Source organism: Sedimentitalea nanhaiensis DSM 24252 (assembly GCF_000473225.1).
In the GTDB taxonomy this organism is placed as follows: domain Bacteria; phylum Pseudomonadota; class Alphaproteobacteria; order Rhodobacterales; family Rhodobacteraceae; genus Sedimentitalea; species Sedimentitalea nanhaiensis.
In genome coordinates this window covers 1,732,874-1,749,827 of record NZ_KI421509.1, presented here as the reverse complement: position 1 = coordinate 1,749,827, position 16,954 = coordinate 1,732,874, and the positions used below count along the sequence as shown (strand labels likewise).

The following is a 16,954-nucleotide window of genomic DNA, read 5'->3' as shown; positions in this document are numbered from 1 at the left end:
CGCCAGTCTCTCAAATCAGACAGGCGATGGCAATCGCAGCGGCTATTCGGCGGCTTTCAGAGGCGAATCCGGGTGGTCCGGGTGCGACTCCTCGGGGGCGGTGGTTTTTGCCGTGGTCTCCGTATCCCGCACCGGGGGAGACAGGTCCTCCCAGATGATTTCGTCCACCGTCATGCGTCGTGCCGCGGCCTCCAGCCGCATGTCGCGTGCTGTCTGGGTATCGCGCCCGCCGGTGACACGCACCAGCAGATGCCCGATCCAGGCGGCATAGGTGCCGGCCCAAACCCGCAACGCCAGCATCGAAGGCGTCACGATCAGCGTCAGCACGGTGGCAATACCCAGCCCGAACACCACCGCCGTGGCCAGCTGTTTCCACCACAGCGATGTCGGGCTGTCGATGGAATAGCCGCCCCCGATGAAATCCAGACTCAGGCCGAACATCATCGGTGCCAGACCGGCCATGGTGGTGATCGTGGTCAGCAGCACCGGCCGGATACGGGCCTCGGCGGTGCGGATGATCGCCTCGATCCGGGGCATGTACTGGCTGAATTCCTGATAGGTGTCGATCAGCACGATATTGTTGTTCACCACGATCCCGGCCAGCGCCACGATCCCGGTGCCGGTCATGATGATCGAAAACGGCTGTTGCATCACCATCATGCCGATCAACACACCGGTGGTGGACAGCACCACCGCCAGCAGCACCAGAACCGAATTGTAAAAGCTGTTGAACTGCGTGAGCAGGATGATGAACATCAACCCCAGCGCGCCCATGAATGCGTTCTGCAAGAACGCGCCGGATTCTGCCTGCTCCTCCTGATCGCCGGTCCATTCCCAGGCGATGCTGGCGGGCAGCGGGTTGGTGTCCAGCCATTCGGTGATCTCCGCGATCCGCTCGTTGGCGTTGATCGGCACCAGCCGGGCGCCGCCGACGTCCAGCGCCGTGCGCAGGTCTTCGATATTGACACCATCGCCCAGCAGCGACACGATCTCCTGAGTGCCGCCGTTGGGGGTCTGGAGGGTTGCGCCGCCCGCGAGCTCGCCCTCGGGCAACGCGCGCAGAACCCCCATGCGGATGTCGTTTCCGGTATCGGCATCGCTGCGCACCACCTTGGACAGGCCGGTGGCGACATCCGCCTTGACGTCATAGTAGCGCTGTTGATCAACGCGGCTGATCTTGGCCAGTTTCTCGACCGGCTTGCGGCTGATGAAATTGCTGAGCGGGATCAACCCGTCCGGTGTGCGCACCTTCATCGAATCCAGCGTGCTCAGCACCCTGTCGTTCTCGGGCAGGCGCACCCGGATCTCGATTTCCTCGTCGCTGCTGTCCACCCGCATCGTGTCCAGCAGGATGCCGCGCGTCACCAGCTGCACCATGCCGCCCACCGTCGCCACGTCGGCACCATAGCGCCCGGCCTTCTCTACATCCACGTCGATCTGCCAGTCGATTCCGGGCAGCGGCAGGCTGTCCTCGATCTGGGTCAGCCCGGGCAGGGCCTCGAAACGGTCCCGCGCCAGATGGGCGGCCGCGGTCAGATCGTCCCAATCGTCGCCCTTCAGCCGCAGATGCACCGGCTTGCCCGAGGCCGGACCCTGCGCCAGGGCCAGGATCTCGGCCTCAAAACCCGGCAGCTTTGCCAGTTCGGCGTTCAACTGCTCGATGACGAAGTCGCCGTCATATTCGGGGGCGGTGACATGGCGGGTGAACCGGTCGTTCAGGAACGGCTGGTCGACCTGGGGGCGGTCCTCCCAGGGGATGATCTCGAACTGGACCTGACCGACGGTATCGGGCGGCGACTGGTTTCCGCTGGCATCGGTGTTCAGCCCGCCGTCCCCGGCAAATGAAAACACGTTGATCACCGCCGGATGGGCGCGGATCACGTCTTCGACCTGGCCCACCATGGCATCGATTTCCGCCAGCGAGAGATTGCCGCGCGCGCGCACATAGACGGTGGCCTGTTCCGGCTCGGATTCGACAAAGAACTCGACCCCGCGCGAATTGGCCGGAAACAATACGGCGGCGACATAGAACACGCCCGCGAACACCGTCGCGACGGCCACGATCGGCATCACCGGATTGCCGGCGATGAACTTGATGAAATGGCCGAACGGCGTGTGCCGGTGGCTGGTGTCGATTGCGCGCGGCGCACGTTGAATGCTGGCCGCCCCCAGCGTGACCGACGCCGCAAAGGCGCCGAACAGGAACAGCATTCCGCCAAACGGCGACCCCGCCACCCCCGGCGTGCCCGCAGGCAACAGATAGGCCGGGTTCAGCACCTGCATCGCCCCCAGAAACATCAGGTACAGGGCAGGCGGCACCAGGGCCGCCCGTGCCACCCAGGGCAGGCGGCGGCGCAATGCGTCCGACAGGTTGCCGAACAGGCGGCTCATCCGCCCGGTGACGCCGCCCATCACCGGCAGGTACACCAGCGCCACGATCAGGCTGGCCGAGAGCACAAAGATCAGCGTCACCGGCAGCATGCCCATGAACTCGCCCGGCACGCCGGGCCAGAACAGCATCGGCAGGAACGCGCACAGGGTGGTGGCGGTCGAACTGACGATGGGCCAGAACATCCGCTGCGCCGCTTCGACATAGGCGTGCATCGGGCCGACGCCCTCCTTGATGCGCTTGTCGGCATATTCCACCACCACGATGGCACCATCCACCAGCATGCCGACGGCCAGGATCAGACCGAACATCACGATGTTGGAAATCGTCACCCCCATCACCGCCAGAAAGGCGAAACACAACAGGAACGAGGTCGGAATCGCAAACCCGACCAACAGCGCCGCCCGGCTGCCAAGTGCCGCCAGCACCACGATCATCACCAGCGCCACGGCGGTCAGCACCGACCCTTCGAGCTGGCTGACCATCGACCCCACAACCCGGCTCTGGTCGTTGCTGGTGCCGACCTTGACGGCGGCCTGCAGTTCCGGCGGCCACTTGGCCTTGCTCGCGGCCAGCGTTTCCTTGACCAGCGCCACGGTGTCGATCAGGTTATAGCCCTTGCGCTTGACGACCTGCAACGCCACCGTCGCTTCGCCGTTGAACCGGGCGGTGCCGGTGCGATCCTCGAAGGTGAAATTGATCTCGGCCAATTCGCCCAGCGTCACCACCCGGTCGCCATTGGTCTTGACCGGCAGGTTGTAGACATCGCGCGGTTCATCGAAACTGGACGGGATCTTGACGCTGAACTTGCCCTGCGCCGTCTCGATCTCGCCCGCCGCGATCAGCTGGTTGTTGTTCTGCACCACATTGATCAGTTCCAGCGCGGTGATGTTATAGGCCTCCAGCCGCAGCGGGTCGATCACCACCTCCAGCATTTCGTCGCGATTGCCCGCGATCCCGGCCTCCAGCACCGCATCCAGCGCTTCCAGATCGTCCTGCAGATCCTTGGCGATGCGCGCCATGGTGCGTTCGGGCACCGCGCCGGTCAGGTTGACGATGACGATGGGGAATTCGGAAAAGTTGATTTCCGTGATGCTGTACTGTTCGGCCCCTTCGGGAAAATCGCCCTGCGCGGTGTTCATCGCATCGCGCACATCGGCCATGATCGCGGTCTTGTCCCAGCCGAAATCGAACTCCAGCGCCACCCCGGCATAGTTTTCCGCCGCCGTGCTGGACATGGTTTTCAGCCCGTCCAGATCGGCCAGCTCGGTCTCCATCACCTTGACCAGCAGGCTTTCACTGTCCTCGGCCGAAATGCCCGGAAACTGCACCGACACGAACAGGGCCGGGATCTCGATATCGGGCTCGCCCTCTTTGGGCAGGCTCACATAGGCAAAGCCGCCGATGATCAGCGACAGTGCGATAAAGGCCAAGACCATCCGGGCCCGTTCAGAGGCCCAGGCGACGATGCCAGTCATTTCGCGGCCTCCCGATAGGTCGGTTTGACCCGGACACCCTCGGTGACAAAATCCTGCCCCACCACGATCACGTCGGCACTGTCCGACAGCCCGCTGACCCAGATGCCGTCCACGTCGTCGCGCAGCAGCTCGACGGGGCGGAACGCGACGATTTCATCCTCGCCGACGATGCGCACCCCAAGCTGGCCGTCATTGTTCAGCGTCAGCGCCGATTGCGGCAACCGGTGCGCCATCGCACCGTCCGCCGCGATGGCGATCTCGGCGGTCTGCCCGTCGCGAATCGTCAGGTCAGGATTCGGCACGCTGATTTCCACCTCGAATGTGCGGGTCGCGGAATCGGCCGAGCGGCTGATGAACATGACCTGCCCCTGCACCCGGCTGCCATTGGTCAACTCGGCTCCGGCCGGCGCGCCGATCCTGACCCGGTTCACGTCGGTCTCGGGCACGTATCCGACCAGCTTGATCGGATCCAGTTGAATGATCGTGGCGCACAGGCTGCCCGGCTGCATCAGGCTGCCCAGTTCGGCGGTATCGGATTCCAGCAAACCTTCGAACGGAGCGCGGATTTCCAGTCGCTCGATCTCGCGGCTGGCGGCGGCAACGGCGGCTGCGGCCGCCTCGATGCCGGATTTCGAGGTTTCAAGCCCCGATGTCGCGGTGGCGATCCCGGCTTCGGCAGAGCGCATCGCCGCCTGGGCCGAGGCCAGCCGCGTATCCGACGCATAACCGCCTTCGGACAACTTTTGCGCCGCGTTGAAATTGATCTTGGCCTCGGCCAACAGCGCCTGCGCCTCGGCCAGCCGTGCCTTGGTTTCAGGCACCCGGCTCTTGGCCTCGCTCAGCCGCGCCTGCGCCTCGGCCAACGCCGATTCGCGTGTGCCCGGATCCAGCTTGCACAGCAGATCCCCGGTCTGCACATATGTGCCCTTGCGCAGCGGCTCGGAAATCACGTTGGCCGAGGTCTCGGCCCGGACTTCGACCTGGCGCAGCGCCTTGGTCTGGCCGCGCAGGATCACCGCGCTGTCGATCTGCTGCGCTTGGCTGCGCAGCACCACAACACCGATCGCCGGCGCGGCGCTGGTGGCCGCCGCGTCCCCGGTATCGGTCTGTTCCAGCGGTTCGGCACCGGCATCCCCGCGTGCAAAACTGAACAGTGCCTCTCGCTGGAATACGATACCATACAGCGCAAGCATTACCAGAATTGCGGTAAGAACGGGGATCAATCGCATCAAGGCCTCTTAAATCTTAAAATCGTCGCATTTCTGAAGGTCGGGTCCCAACAACGGTCGTACCGGGACCGAACACGTGCCGCATATATGCAGTTTTCGACCCGGCTCCATACTGAACCAACCAGTTCAGTTTATTTTTTTTCAGGCCCCGGTGCAAGCGCACAGGCAAATGCCTGGGGTCGGCCACTTGGCTTGCCCGAACTTGCACGGTAAGAGGGGGCAAATCGACCCGCGCCCTGTATTCCGGGGCCGCAGTCGCGAATGGCCAGATCTCGGGAGCAGTACGGATGAGCGACACAGACAGTTTCATCGACGAAGTGACCGAAGAGGTCCGTCGCGACCGGCTGTTCCTGATGTTCAGGCGCTATGGATGGATCGCCGTCGTGCTGATCGTTCTGATCGTCGGCGGCGCGTCCTACAACGAATACCGCAAGGCCCAGGCCAGGGCCGAAGCGGAGCAGCTGGGCGACAGCATCATCGCCGCTCTGGCGTCCAACCGGGCAGAGGCGCGCGCGGTGGCCCTGCAAGAGGTCACGGCGCAGACGCCCGGCGGTGAGGCCTTGCTGCGCTTCATGACCGCCGCCAGCCAGGCCGAGGCGGGCCAAACCGAGGCCGCCGTCAGCGAATTGAATGCCATTGCCACCTCCGATGGCGACCTGCCGGAAATCTATCGTCAGATCGCCAGCTTCAAGGCGCTGACATTGCAGGCCGGCATCCTGTCGCCCGACGAGCGGCGTTTGCAGTTCGAAGCGCTGGCCCAGCCCGGCGCGCCGCTGCATCTGCTGGCGCAAGAGCAATTGGCCCTGATCGACATCGAACAGGGCAATGTCGATGCGGCGCTGGAGCGGCTGCAGGCGATCCTGCAAGACGCCGAAAGCAGCGCGGACTTGCAACAGCGGGTCTCTCAGGTGATTGTGGCGCTCGGCGGCACCCCCGAACCGACCCCGCGCTCGCAGGGATAAGCGACCGGCCCGCAGTGGCAGGAACAGACCGGCAGGAACAGGAAGACAGGCAGACACTCATGATGGCAGCGTTTCATTCCTCGCGCATGGGGCTGGCCCTGCTGGCCGCCACCGCCCTGTTTCTGAGCGCCTGCGCCGAGAAAGAGGTCATTCTTCCCGGCCCGCGAGAAGACATCCGACCGCTGCTCGCAGATGCCCCGGCCACGGCGCGGACCGTCACAAACAGCAGCCGCGCGATCCGCCTGCCCGCGCAAAGCGCCAATGCGGCATGGGCACAACCGTTTGGCACCCAGGCCTACCGCACCGCCCATCCGGCCCTGCGCGCCGCGCCGCAGCGGGTCTGGTCCGCCTCCATCGGATCCGGCAACAGCCGCCGCCAGCGCATCACCGCCTCGCCGGTGGTGGCGGGCGGGCTGATCTATACGCTGGACAGCGGCGCGCGGGTTTCGGCCGTCGCGCCGGGCGGCGGCCTGGTCTGGAGCACCGACCTGACCCCGGCAACCGACCGCGAGGGACAGGCCACCGGCGGCGGCATGTCCTATGACAACGGCACCCTCTATGTTTCGTCCGGATTCGGCCTGATTACGGCGCTGGACGCCAGAACCGGGGGCAAGCGCTGGTCGCAAAAGCTGGATTCCACCGGCAGCGGTGCGCCGACCGTGCGCGACGGGCTGGTGTATCTGGTGGCCGGAGACAACATCGGCTGGGCCCTGCGCACCGACAATGGCCGCATCGCCTGGCAGATCGAGGCCACGCCCAGCATTACCAACGTATTGGGCGCGCCGGCTCCGATCGTGGTCAACGATTACGTGGTGTTCTCCTATGGCTCCGGCGATGTCGTCGGTGCGTTCCGGCGTGGCGGGCTGCGGCGCTGGACCGCAACGGTGGCCGGACAGCGCGTAGGTCGCGCCATCGCGCGTATCGGCGACGTCACCGGCGGGCCCGTGGCGGTTGGGGACCGCATCTATGTCGGCAACCATTCGGGCCGCATCGCCGCCTTTGACGCCGACAGCGGCGAGCGGCTCTGGACCGCCCGCGAAGGCGCGCTCAGCCCGGTCTGGCCCGCGGGCGACAGCATCTTCTCGGTCACCGACCGCAACAAGCTGGTGCGCATCGACACCCGCGACGGCGCGGTGATCTGGGCGGTGGATCTGCCCAACTTTATCAAGGACAAGCCGCGCAGACGCGCCGCGGTCTATGCCAATTATGGCCCGATCCTGGCCGGTGGCCGCGTCATTGTCGCCTCCAGCGATGGCCAGCTGCGGTTCTTCGCGCCGGAAAATGGGGCACTGACCGCAAGCGTTGCGATTCCCGGTGGCGCCTCCAGTTCGCCGGTGGTGGCCGGTCAGACGCTGTATGTCATGGGCGGCGATGGTGAACTGCACGCTTTCCGTTGACGCGCGAATGCGCTACATGGCGCATCTGATCCGGATCGAAAGCTGCCAGAATGTCCTTCACGCTCGCCATCGTGGGACGCCCCAACGTGGGCAAGTCCACATTGTTCAATCGCCTCGTCGGCAAACGCCTGGCGCTGGTCGACGACACCCCCGGTGTCACCCGTGACTTGCGCGAAGGCGCGGCGCGTCTGGCCGATCTGCGGTTCACCGTGATCGATACCGCCGGGCTGGAGGACGCCACCGACGACAGCCTGCAGGGCCGGATGCGGCGTCTGACGGAACGCGCCGTGGATATGGCCGATGTCTGCCTGTTCATGCTCGACGCCCGCGCCGGGGTTACTGCCAACGATCAGATGTTCGCCGAAATCCTGCGCAAGCGCAGCGCTCATGTGATTCTGGCCGCCAACAAGGCCGAAGGATCCGCCGCCGATGCCGGTGTGCTCGAAGCCTATGGCCTGGGGCTGGGCGAACCGATCCGCATGTCGGCGGAACATAACGAAGGCCTGAACGACCTTTATACCCAGCTGATGCCGCTGGCCGACCAGTTCGAACTGCGCGCCCAGACCGACGCCCCGGACACCGACGTCGATCTGGACGAAGACGACGATCAGGAACCCTCGCACGTGCCAACCAGCGCCAAACCGCTGCAGGTTGCGGTCGTGGGCCGCCCCAACGCGGGCAAATCCACCCTGATCAACCGTATCCTTGGCGAAGAGCGGCTGCTGACCGGTCCCGAGGCGGGAATCACCCGTGATTCGATCTCGTTGCAGATCGACTGGGCCGGGCCGGACGGGGTCGGTGTGCCGATGCGCATCTTTGACACCGCCGGGATGCGCCGCAAGGCCAAGGTGCAGGAGAAACTGGAAAAGCTCTCGGTTGGTGACGGGTTGCGCGCGGTCAAGTTCGCCGAGGTGGTGGTGGTGCTGCTGGACGCGGCGATTCCGTTTGAACAACAGGATCTGCGCATCGCCGATCTGGCCGAACGCGAAGGCCGCGCCGTGGTCATCGCCGTGAACAAATGGGATATCGAAGAGGACAAGCAGGAAAAGCTGCGCGATCTGCGCGAATCGTTCGAACGCCTGTTGCCGCAGCTGCGCGGCGCGCCTCTGGTCACCGTCAGCGCCAAGACGGGCAGGGGGCTGGACCGCCTGCACACGGCCATCATGCGCGCGCACGAAGTCTGGAACCGCCGGGTGCCCACCGCCGCGCTGAACCGCTGGCTGACCGGGATGCTGGAACAGCACCCGCCCCCTGCGCCGCAGGGCAAGCGGATCAAGCTGCGCTATATGACCCAGGCCAAGACCCGCCCGCCGGGTTTCGTGGTGATGTGCAGCCACCCGGACAAGATGCCTGCCAGCTATACGCGCTATCTGGTCAACGGGTTGCGCACCGATTTCGACATGCCCGGCACCCCGATCCGCCTGTATCTGCGCAGTCAGAACGACGCCAACCCCTATAAGGGGCGTAAAAAGGCCGGCCCCAGCAAGCTGCGCAAGCACACCGACGGGCGACGCACCGACCGATAGCCAACACCAGACCGAGAGCCACGAAAGGACCACAGAGATGGACATGCAGACGACTCTTCGTGAGTTCATCACCCTGTTTGTGGTCATCGACCCGATCGGCTCGATCCCGGTGTTCCTGTTTGCTGCCGCAGGCGTGTCGCCGCATATGCACCGCGCCTTTGCGGTGCGCGCCATCGTGGTCGCCGCCGCGGTTCTGATGGTGTTTCTGGTCGGTGGCCAGTTCCTGCTCGAAGCCCTGGGGCTGCGGCTGGGCACGTTCCAGATCGCGGGCGGCATCGTGTTGTTCCTGTTTGCCCTCAACATGATCTTTGGCGAATCCAAACCGGCCTCCGAAATCGAAGAGGCGGGGTCCGAGGATCTCTCCGGCGCGGTTTTCCCGCTGGCGATCCCGTCGATCGCCTCGCCCGGTGCGATGCTGGCGGTGGTGATCCTGACCGACAATCACGGCAACTCGGTCGCCGAACAGGCGGTGACGGCGGTGCTGCTCTTGGCGGTGCTGGGCATCACCTTGCTGGCGCTGCTGTTGGCCGGAGGGATCCAGCGCGTGATCGGCGCGACCGGGGCCAGCGTCGTCAGCCGGGTGATGGGCATGGTGCTGGCCACGGTTGCGGTCGATGCGGTTCTGGTCGGGTTGGAAATGATGGGCGTTCTGCAACTCAGCCCCGTTCCGGTCTGACCGGAGCCCGCCTGATCCAACCCGGACCCGCCTGATTTGAATCCGCATCCCGGCGCTATCGCCATGGGTGTTCGGCTTCATTGCCGGATACGTCGATCCGTGCTATTTTTCACGGCATTTCATAAGGGCATTTTACATGAAACGGATCGCTGTATTCTGCGATGGCACCTGGAATTCTCCTGATGCGCGGGACCGCACCCATGTGGTCGCGCTGTACAATGCGGTCGATCAACAGGCCGGGGTTCAGATCGCGCATTACTTTCCGGGGGTCGGTGTGGCGCGCAACACCGGCGGTTTTTTCGCCAACGCGTTCAACCGGATCGGGGGCGGTGCTTTTGGCTGGGGCCTGGATCACAACATCAAACAGGCCTACGCCTATATCTGCAAAACCTATGAACCCGGCGACGAAATCCTGATCTTCGGCTTTTCGCGTGGCGCCTATACCGCGCGTTCTCTGGCCGGGATGATCCGCAAATGCGGCATCCTGCAGGACTACACCGGTCCTGCGCTCGGGGATGCGTTCAAACTCTACAAAAGCTCCGGGGCCGACAACCACCCCGACGCGCCGCAGGTTCAGGCCGCGCGCAAAAAGATGTCTCCGCGTTTCGCCACCTCAAAGGCCGAACAGGCTGCCCGCAACGACAACAGCGCTCTGGTGCGGATTTCATATCTCGGGGTTTGGGATACGGTCGGCTCGCTTGGTATTCCGGCCCAGCTGCTGGGAGGCATTGCCCAACTCTGGAACCGCAAATATCAGTTTCACGATACCGATCTGTCCAGCATGGTGCAAAGTGCGCGCCAGGCCTTGGCGCTGGATGAACGCCGCGCCTTCTTTGCGCCCTCGCCTTGGGACAACCTGGATGACTCCGACGCCGGTCCCGGTCTGAACCGGGGCGACACCGGCCCGGAGCGCCCGTTTCAGCAACAGTGGTTCATTGGCGATCACGGCATCACCGGCGGCACCGGGGCCAGCGATTGCCTGTCGGCGATCACTCTGGACTGGATCGCCCAGGGCGCAAAACGCGCCGGTCTGACCCTGCGCTCTGACGTGGTGTTGCTGGATGCGGCACCTGATCCTTGCGACGATGTGCCGGTGCTGCGCGATCCATCGCCGATCTACGGCATCGCCCGCGATCTGCTGGTCTGGCGCGCGGGACCGCAGAAAAAGGCCGACCTGTCCTTTACCGTGCAACAGCGGCTGGATGCGGTGCCCGGCTATCGCCCCGAAAGCCTGAAGCGATTGTTTCCCGATCTGTTCTGACAGCGGCGGATTGCCGCCGGACGCAGATGGAACCGACAAACGATTGAAACCCGACCGGAATTTTGGCAGAATCCTTGCAAAGAGGCTCGTCATCGGATCCGGCGGGGTGCGCCGGTTCGGATTCAGGGGATGTTATGAACCTTCGCGAACACACCCGCCACTATTGCGGCAAGGACAACCGCCGCGCCGCGCTCAGCTTCCTTGGCACATTTGCGGTCTATTTCACCTCGCTCTGGCTGGCGATCACCCAATCGGGCAACTGGCCGGTGATGGTCCCCGCCATGGTCGTGCACGCGTTTTCCGCCGTGCGGCTTTACGTGCTGCAACATGACACCGGGCACCATTCGCTGTTTGAAACCCGTACCCAGAACGAACTGGCGGGCCATGCCCTGTCGCCCTTTACCTTTGCCCCGTTCGAGGTGATGAAACAGAACCACAACCTGCACCATGCGGGGGTGGGCAATCTGGAACATCGCGATACCGGCGAGATCCACACCATGACCCTGCGCGAATGGAACGCCGCCGGGTTCTGGAAACGGCTGCAATACCGGCTGTATCGCAACCCGTTCATCCTGGTGCCGCTGGGGGCGCTGTTCACCTATTTCATCCGCTACCGCTGGCCCAAGAACACCCTGCGCTTTGGCTGGAAGGGCGTCGTGCTGCACAATATCTCGGTGCTGGCCTGGGTCGGGCTGATCTATGCGCTGTCTGGCTGGCAGGGTCTTGGCATCTATTTCATCGCCTCGATGCTGGGCGGCATGCTGGGCGTGTTCCTGGTCTACCTGCAACACAATTTCGAAGACACCTACTGGGACCGCCGCCCGGATCTCGACCCGCAACTGGCCGCGCTTCAGGGCAGCTCGTGTCTGGATTTCGGTTGGTGGTTCGATACTGCGGTGGCCTGCATCACCCTGCACGACATCCACCACCTGAACGCGCGTATCCCGTCCTATCGGTTGCGCGCCTGCCACTACAGCCTGCCCGAGGACTGCGCGCCGCGCCGGATCAAATTCCCCGAGGCCGTGGCCGCGCTGAACCTGAAACTCTGGGACGAAGACGCTAACCGTCTGGTGCCGTTCCCCAAATCCGCGCGGCGCGCTGGCCAAACCGCCACCGCGCGCTAGGGCGCTTCGCGTTTTTCCCGAAACTCACGCATCGCGTAGCGCGCTAAAATCTCTGATTTCAGGCCGCGTTGGCTGAGACAGGTTAGACGCAAAGCGCCATATGCCGCCTCGATCAGGCCAGCCGACCGTCCGCGGTCAGCGTCAGTCGCCCGCCCAGATAGGGCGCCAGAACCTCGGGCAGGGTCACCGAGCCGTCGGCCTGCTGGCCGTTTTCCAGCACCGCGATCAGGCACCGCCCCACCGCCAGCCCGGACCCGTTCAGCGTATGCACAAACGCCGGCTTGCCACCGCCTTCGGGACGGAACCGGGCGTTCATCCGCCGGGCCTGAAAATCGCCGGTGGTCGAGACGCTGGAAATCTCGCGATAGGCATCCTGCCCCGGCAACCAGGCTTCGATGTCATAGGTCCGCCGCGCCCCGAACCCCATGTCGCCGGTGCACAGGATCACCGTGCGGTACGGCACGCCCAACTGTTCCAGCAATCCTTCCGCACAGCGCAACATGCGCTTTTGCTCGGCGTCGCTGTCGTCGGGATGCGTCACCGACACCATCTCGACCTTCTCGAACTGGTGCTGACGCAACATCCCCGAGGTATCCTTGCCCGCGCTGCCCGCCTCGCTGCGAAAACACAGCGTATGCGCCGTCATCCGGATCGGCAGCGCGCCCGCCTCCAGAATATCGCCCGCCACCGAATAGGTCAGCGGCACCTCGGAGGTGGGCACCAGCCACCAGCCATTGGTAGTCTGATAGCTGTCCTCGCCGAACTTGGGCAGTTTATCGGTGCCATACATCGCCTCGTCGCGCACCAGAACCGGCGTCTGAACCTCGGTCAGCCCGTTCTTGTCCACATGGGTGTCGATCATGAACTGCGCCAGCGCGCGGTGAATGCGTGCCACGGCGCCGCGCAGTACCACAAACCGGCTGCCGCTGATCTTGGCGGCGATCTCGAAATCCATCGCACCGGCGACACCGCCGATCTCGAAATGCTCTTTCGGGGTGAAATCGAACGCGCGCGGCGAGCCCCAGCGGTTGACCTCGACGTTTTCGGTCTCATCCGCCCCCTCCGGCACATCCTCGGCCGGCAGGTTGGCGATGCGTGCCAGCATGTCGCTCAGCTGTGCGTCCAGGTCCTTGGCCTCGGCGGCCAGTGCGGCTACCTCGGCCTTTTTCTCGGCCACCAGCGCGCGCAGCCGCTCGAATTCGGCCTCATCGCCGCGCGCCTTGGCCGCGCCGACCTCTTTGGAGGCCTTGTTCTGCTCGGCCTGCGCCGTCTCGCTGGCCTGAATCCTGGCCCGCCGCTCGCCGTCCAGCGCCAGCAAGCTATCCGACACCGGTTCATCGCCGCGCCGCGCCAGGGCGGCATCAAAGGCGTGCGGATTGTCGCGGATGGTACGAATGTCATGCATGGGCTCGGTCCTCGGCACTGAGTCGGTTTTGTCGCCTTATGCCTCAACAATCCCGGCAACGGTAGAGTCCCCTTTCAACCGCCCCGATCGAAATGCCCAGCCCGTGGGAACCACGGGCAGCCCCCGTCCGGCACTCGGGTGGGGACCGCCCTCACCACGTAGACGGGTCGTCGGGATCGAACCCGATCTCCTTCTGCCACGCGCGCCAAGCTAAATATGCACTGTGCCAACTATCCATTGCGGGGAAATTCAGTTCACTGCGAATTCTTTCCCGAAGCTCGCCCGGCTCCAGGTCCATTTCTACTGTGGTCTCCCAAACATGAAGGTCGGACCACGAAGCCTCGATCACTGAACTATCGAGGAATACAGGTCTTTCTTTCAGGCCTATGATGATTGGCATCGTCAACCGTGTTTCGCTGAATGCCGCGCCGCGCAAGCGTGCATTTAATAGTTGTTTTTCTTCACCCGGCTTGAAGTCAAAACGGACCTTCCAAAATCTGGCTCCTTCAAGGCGCGTTTTGCGCATATCGGCAGGTTGTAAGTCACATTCATACAGAAGCGCATTTCGAAGTTTTGTTTTTCGCAGAATCGTTCCGATCAAATGGCTCTTGTGCAGTAGCGCCCCATCAAAACATAATCCCGATAAATCGAACCCCGCCAGATTCGCCCCCCGCAAGTCGATCACCACCTTATCGGTCTCCACGCCCGGGATCATTTTCATCCGCCCGATGGTCTGCGCCGCCGCCTCCATATCGGCGCGGGGGTGTTCCTCGTTGTCTGGTGTGATCCCTTTGGACAGATGCCGCAGGTAGACGCAGAGCAGGCGGGCAATTCTGGGGGCTTCTGACGGGCGTTCCTCGGCCAGCCCCTCCAGCCGGTCGATGGCGGCGACGCGGCGCACTATGTCGTCCTCGATGAAATCCCGCTCGGTCGCGTCCTGCAACCGGTTCTTGCGCTTGATCTCGCGGCGCGCATGCAGATCGTCCGCCGCCGCCTTCAGCTTGTCATTGAACAGCGCCTGTTCCGCCACATCTGCCTGTTTCTGGGCGACCACGGCGCGCCAGATCAGAAACGGAATGCCGGCAATCGCAGCCAGAACAAGCCCCGCGTTGCGCAGGGCTACTGCGTCGGGGTCATCGCTCCATGACGCTTTGACAAACTCGATCACGGTGCCGATCAAGAGCAAAAGGAATAGCGCCGACGCAGTGGTTGCGACCAACCCGCCCAGCCATCGCGCATTGGAAAAATCCGGTTTGTGACGCAGGCCCAGCCAGTCGAGCAAATCGGGTTTGTCGTGTTTCAACAGGATCTCCGCCCTTGACCAATCCCTCACACAATGCAGCGCAATCGGGGCACTGCCAAGCGGCGCACGGGCCGCACGCGGGTATGAAGGCGGTATGTACAGGGTATGTACGCCCGTCATACGCCGCTTTTGCGCATCGCCCCGCCTTGCAAAGCCCCGGTTCTGCGCATAGGTATCGCCGAAATCGCGGGCAGGGGTCCGCAGTTCAGACAAAAGGAACATCCCATGGACGTTGGCGCGCTCGGCCAGTTTCTCCCGCTCATCCTGATCTTCGCGATCATGTACTTCCTGCTGATCCGCCCGCAGCAGAAAAAGGTCAAACAGCATCAGGCCATGGTCGAGGCCCTGCGCCGTGGCGATCAGGTGATCACCCAGGGTGGCATCATCGGCAAGGTGGTCAAGGTCAAGGATGACAACGAAGTCGAGGTCGAAGTGGCCGATGGCATCAAGGTGCGCGTGGTCAAGTCGACCATCGCCACCGTCCTCAGCAAAACCGAACCGGCCACCTGACCCACCTTTCAACCCACTGACAAGGCTGGGAAATGCTGCAATTCGAACTCTGGAAGAAGGTGCTGATCTGGCTGACCTGCGCGGTCGGGCTGTGGCTGGCGCTGCCAAACGCGTTCTACTCTCGGGTCGAGCAGCATAACGATGCGCTCGCCGCAATCGAGGTCGGCGGCGAGACCCCGGCCCTGGCCGAACAGGTTGCCGAATGGCCCAACTGGATGCCTTCGGCGCTGGTCAACCTGGGGCTGGATCTGCGCGGCGGCGCGCATCTGCTGGCCGAGGTCGAGGTCGCGGATGTCTATGCCAGCCGGATGGAGGCCATGTGGCCGGAAATCCGCGACGCATTGCGCCCCGAGCGTGCCGAGATTGGCACAATCCGTCTGCAACCCTCCGATCCGCAAGAGATTCATGTCAGGATCAGCCAACCCGAGGGCATGGCCCGCGCATTGCAAGTGGTGCGCGATCTGGCGCGTCCGATCCAGACCCTGACCGGCGTCGGCTCGACCGATATCGAAGTGCGCGGTGAGGGCGACACGCTGATTGTCAGCCTGTCCGAAGCCGAGAAACTGGCCAGCGACGATCGCACCGTGAGCCAGTCGCTGGAAATCATCCGCCGCCGTATCGACGAGGTCGGCACCCGCGAACCGACGATCCAACGTCAGGGCAAGGACCGCATTCTGATCCAGGTGCCCGGCATCGGCAGCGCCTCGGAACTCAAAGAGATCATCGGCACCACCGCACAGCTCACCTTTAACCCTGTGGTCGGGCGCGGCTCCGATGCCAATGCCAACCCCGGTGTCGGCAATAAACTGGTGCCCGCGCTGGAAGATGAAGGCGTCTATTACACGCTGGAATCCGCCCCTGTCGTGACGGGCGAAGAACTGGTCGATGCCCAACCCGCATTCGACCAGAACGGCCGTCCGGCGGTGAATTTCCGCTTTAACACCTCTGGCGCGCGCAAATTCGGCGACTATACGGCCGAAAACATTGGCAGCCCCTTTGCCATCGTGCTGGATGACGAGGTGATCAGCGCCCCGGTGATCCAAAGCCACATTCCCGGCGGCTCGGGCATTATCACCGGTAATTTCACCGTCGAGGAAAGCACCAACCTGGCGGTTCTGCTGCGTGCCGGTGCGCTGCCTGCCCGGCTGGAATTCCTGGAAGAGCGCACCATCGGCCCGGAGCTGGGGCAGGATAGCATCGAGGCCGGGCGCATTGCCACGATGGTCGCCTTCGTCGCGGTTCTGGTCTTTATGGCGCTCAGTTATGGGCTGTTCGGCATCTTTGCCAATATCGCCCTGATCCTGAATGTCGCGTTGATCTTTGGCCTGCTGTCGCTGATCGGCGCCACGCTGACCTTGCCGGGCATTGCCGGGATCGTTCTGACGGTGGGGATGGCGGTTGATGCCAACGTGCTGGTGTTCGAGCGGATCCGCGAAGAGCTGAAAACCTCGCGCGGGCCGGCACGGGCTATCGAACTGGGGTATGAAAAGGCGCTGAGCGCTATTCTGGACGCCAATATCACCACCTTCATCACCGCGGTCATCCTGTTTGCCATCGGCTCCGGGCCTGTGCGCGGGTTTGCCATCACCCTGGGGCTGGGGATTCTGACCTCGGTCTTCACGGCGATCTATGTCACGCGGTTGATCATTGTCATGTGGTACGACCGCCGCCGCCCCAAAACCATCGAGGTCTGA

Annotated in this window: 12 protein-coding genes; 8 read left to right on the top strand and 4 right to left on the bottom strand. The window is 63.7% G+C overall.

Translation table 11 applies throughout. The annotated features are described in order from the left end of the window. Nucleotides 1–42: 42 nt before the first annotated feature. Both NANH_RS0110270 and NANH_RS0110265 read right to left on the bottom strand, forming a co-directional pair. Complete coding sequence (locus NANH_RS0110270; RefSeq protein WP_027261966.1) at nucleotides 43–3,867, bottom strand: efflux RND transporter permease subunit; 3,825 nt, start codon at nucleotides 3,865–3,867, stop codon at nucleotides 43–45. After that, the gene (locus NANH_RS0110265; protein WP_027261965.1) at nucleotides 3,864–5,096 is read right to left on the bottom strand and encodes an efflux RND transporter periplasmic adaptor subunit; all 1,233 of its coding nucleotides are present in this window, start codon (nucleotides 5,094–5,096) and stop codon (nucleotides 3,864–3,866) included. Before NANH_RS0110265 ends, NANH_RS0110270 begins: the two co-directional genes overlap by 4 nt. Before the next feature lie 287 nt (nucleotides 5,097–5,383). Between NANH_RS0110265 and NANH_RS0110260 the strand changes: the two genes are divergently transcribed. From NANH_RS0110260 to NANH_RS0110235, 6 genes are all read left to right on the top strand, one after another. Continuing rightward, complete coding sequence (locus tag NANH_RS0110260) at nucleotides 5,384–6,058, top strand: hypothetical protein (protein ID WP_027261964.1); 675 nt, start codon at nucleotides 5,384–5,386, stop codon at nucleotides 6,056–6,058. A gap of 62 nt (nucleotides 6,059–6,120) precedes the next feature. Next, complete coding sequence (locus NANH_RS0110255) at nucleotides 6,121–7,455, top strand: PQQ-like beta-propeller repeat protein (protein WP_051372336.1); 1,335 nt, start codon at nucleotides 6,121–6,123, stop codon at nucleotides 7,453–7,455. Nucleotides 7,456–7,505: 50 nt separating this feature from the next. After that, complete coding sequence (der, locus tag NANH_RS0110250; RefSeq protein WP_027261962.1) at nucleotides 7,506–8,981, top strand: ribosome biogenesis GTPase Der; 1,476 nt, start codon at nucleotides 7,506–7,508, stop codon at nucleotides 8,979–8,981. Between the two features lie 37 nt (nucleotides 8,982–9,018). Further along, on the top strand, nucleotides 9,019–9,657 hold the full coding sequence (locus NANH_RS0110245) for a MarC family protein (protein ID WP_027261961.1): 639 nt from the start codon (nucleotides 9,019–9,021) through the stop codon (nucleotides 9,655–9,657). A gap of 136 nt (nucleotides 9,658–9,793) precedes the next feature. Beyond that, nucleotides 9,794–10,918, top strand: a complete 1,125-nt coding sequence (locus NANH_RS0110240) for a DUF2235 domain-containing protein (protein WP_027261960.1) — start codon at nucleotides 9,794–9,796, stop codon at nucleotides 10,916–10,918. A gap of 134 nt (nucleotides 10,919–11,052) precedes the next feature. Further along, nucleotides 11,053–12,042 (top strand): fatty acid desaturase, encoded by a 990-nt coding sequence (locus tag NANH_RS0110235; protein WP_027261959.1) that lies wholly within the window; start codon nucleotides 11,053–11,055, stop codon nucleotides 12,040–12,042. Nucleotides 12,043–12,154: 112 nt separating this feature from the next. Here NANH_RS0110235 and serS read toward each other — a convergent pair whose 3' ends face one another. Next, nucleotides 12,155–13,447 (bottom strand): serine--tRNA ligase, encoded by a 1,293-nt coding sequence (gene serS / locus NANH_RS0110230; protein ID WP_027261958.1) that lies wholly within the window; start codon nucleotides 13,445–13,447, stop codon nucleotides 12,155–12,157. Nucleotides 13,448–13,598: 151 nt separating this feature from the next. Next, nucleotides 13,599–14,729 carry a pentapeptide repeat-containing protein gene (locus NANH_RS27430; RefSeq protein WP_161631367.1) on the bottom strand — a complete coding sequence of 377 codons (1,131 nt, stop codon included), beginning with the start codon at nucleotides 14,727–14,729 and terminating at the stop codon, nucleotides 13,599–13,601. Between the two features lie 246 nt (nucleotides 14,730–14,975). On the opposite strand from NANH_RS27430, the gene yajC reads away from it, so the two are divergent. Together yajC and secD are read left to right on the top strand one after the other, a co-directional pair. Next, the gene (gene yajC / locus NANH_RS0110220) at nucleotides 14,976–15,260 is read left to right on the top strand and encodes a preprotein translocase subunit YajC (protein WP_027261956.1); all 285 of its coding nucleotides are present in this window, start codon (nucleotides 14,976–14,978) and stop codon (nucleotides 15,258–15,260) included. A gap of 32 nt (nucleotides 15,261–15,292) precedes the next feature. Next, nucleotides 15,293–16,954, top strand: coding sequence for a protein translocase subunit SecD (gene secD, locus NANH_RS0110215; protein WP_027261955.1), 1,662 nt, complete (start codon nucleotides 15,293–15,295; stop codon nucleotides 16,952–16,954).

Excerpts from the sequence above, each read along its gene's own strand:
- NANH_RS0110270 (WP_027261966.1), bottom strand. The coding sequence starts at position 3,867 with ATGACTGGCATCGTCGCCTGGGCCTCTGAACGGGCCCGGATGGTCTTG.
- NANH_RS0110265 (WP_027261965.1), bottom strand. The coding sequence starts at position 5,096 with ATGCGATTGATCCCCGTTCTTACCGCAATTCTGGTAATGCTTGCGCTG.
- NANH_RS0110260 (WP_027261964.1), top strand. The coding sequence starts at position 5,384 with ATGAGCGACACAGACAGTTTCATCGACGAAGTGACCGAAGAGGTCCGT.
- NANH_RS0110255 (WP_051372336.1), top strand. The coding sequence starts at position 6,121 with ATGGCAGCGTTTCATTCCTCGCGCATGGGGCTGGCCCTGCTGGCCGCC.
- der (WP_027261962.1), top strand. The coding sequence starts at position 7,506 with ATGTCCTTCACGCTCGCCATCGTGGGACGCCCCAACGTGGGCAAGTCC.
- NANH_RS0110245 (WP_027261961.1), top strand. The coding sequence starts at position 9,019 with ATGGACATGCAGACGACTCTTCGTGAGTTCATCACCCTGTTTGTGGTC.
- NANH_RS0110240 (WP_027261960.1), top strand. The coding sequence starts at position 9,794 with ATGAAACGGATCGCTGTATTCTGCGATGGCACCTGGAATTCTCCTGAT.
- NANH_RS0110235 (WP_027261959.1), top strand. The coding sequence starts at position 11,053 with ATGAACCTTCGCGAACACACCCGCCACTATTGCGGCAAGGACAACCGC.
- serS (WP_027261958.1), bottom strand. The coding sequence starts at position 13,447 with ATGCATGACATTCGTACCATCCGCGACAATCCGCACGCCTTTGATGCC.
- yajC (WP_027261956.1), top strand. The coding sequence starts at position 14,976 with ATGGACGTTGGCGCGCTCGGCCAGTTTCTCCCGCTCATCCTGATCTTC.
- secD (WP_027261955.1), top strand. The coding sequence starts at position 15,293 with ATGCTGCAATTCGAACTCTGGAAGAAGGTGCTGATCTGGCTGACCTGC.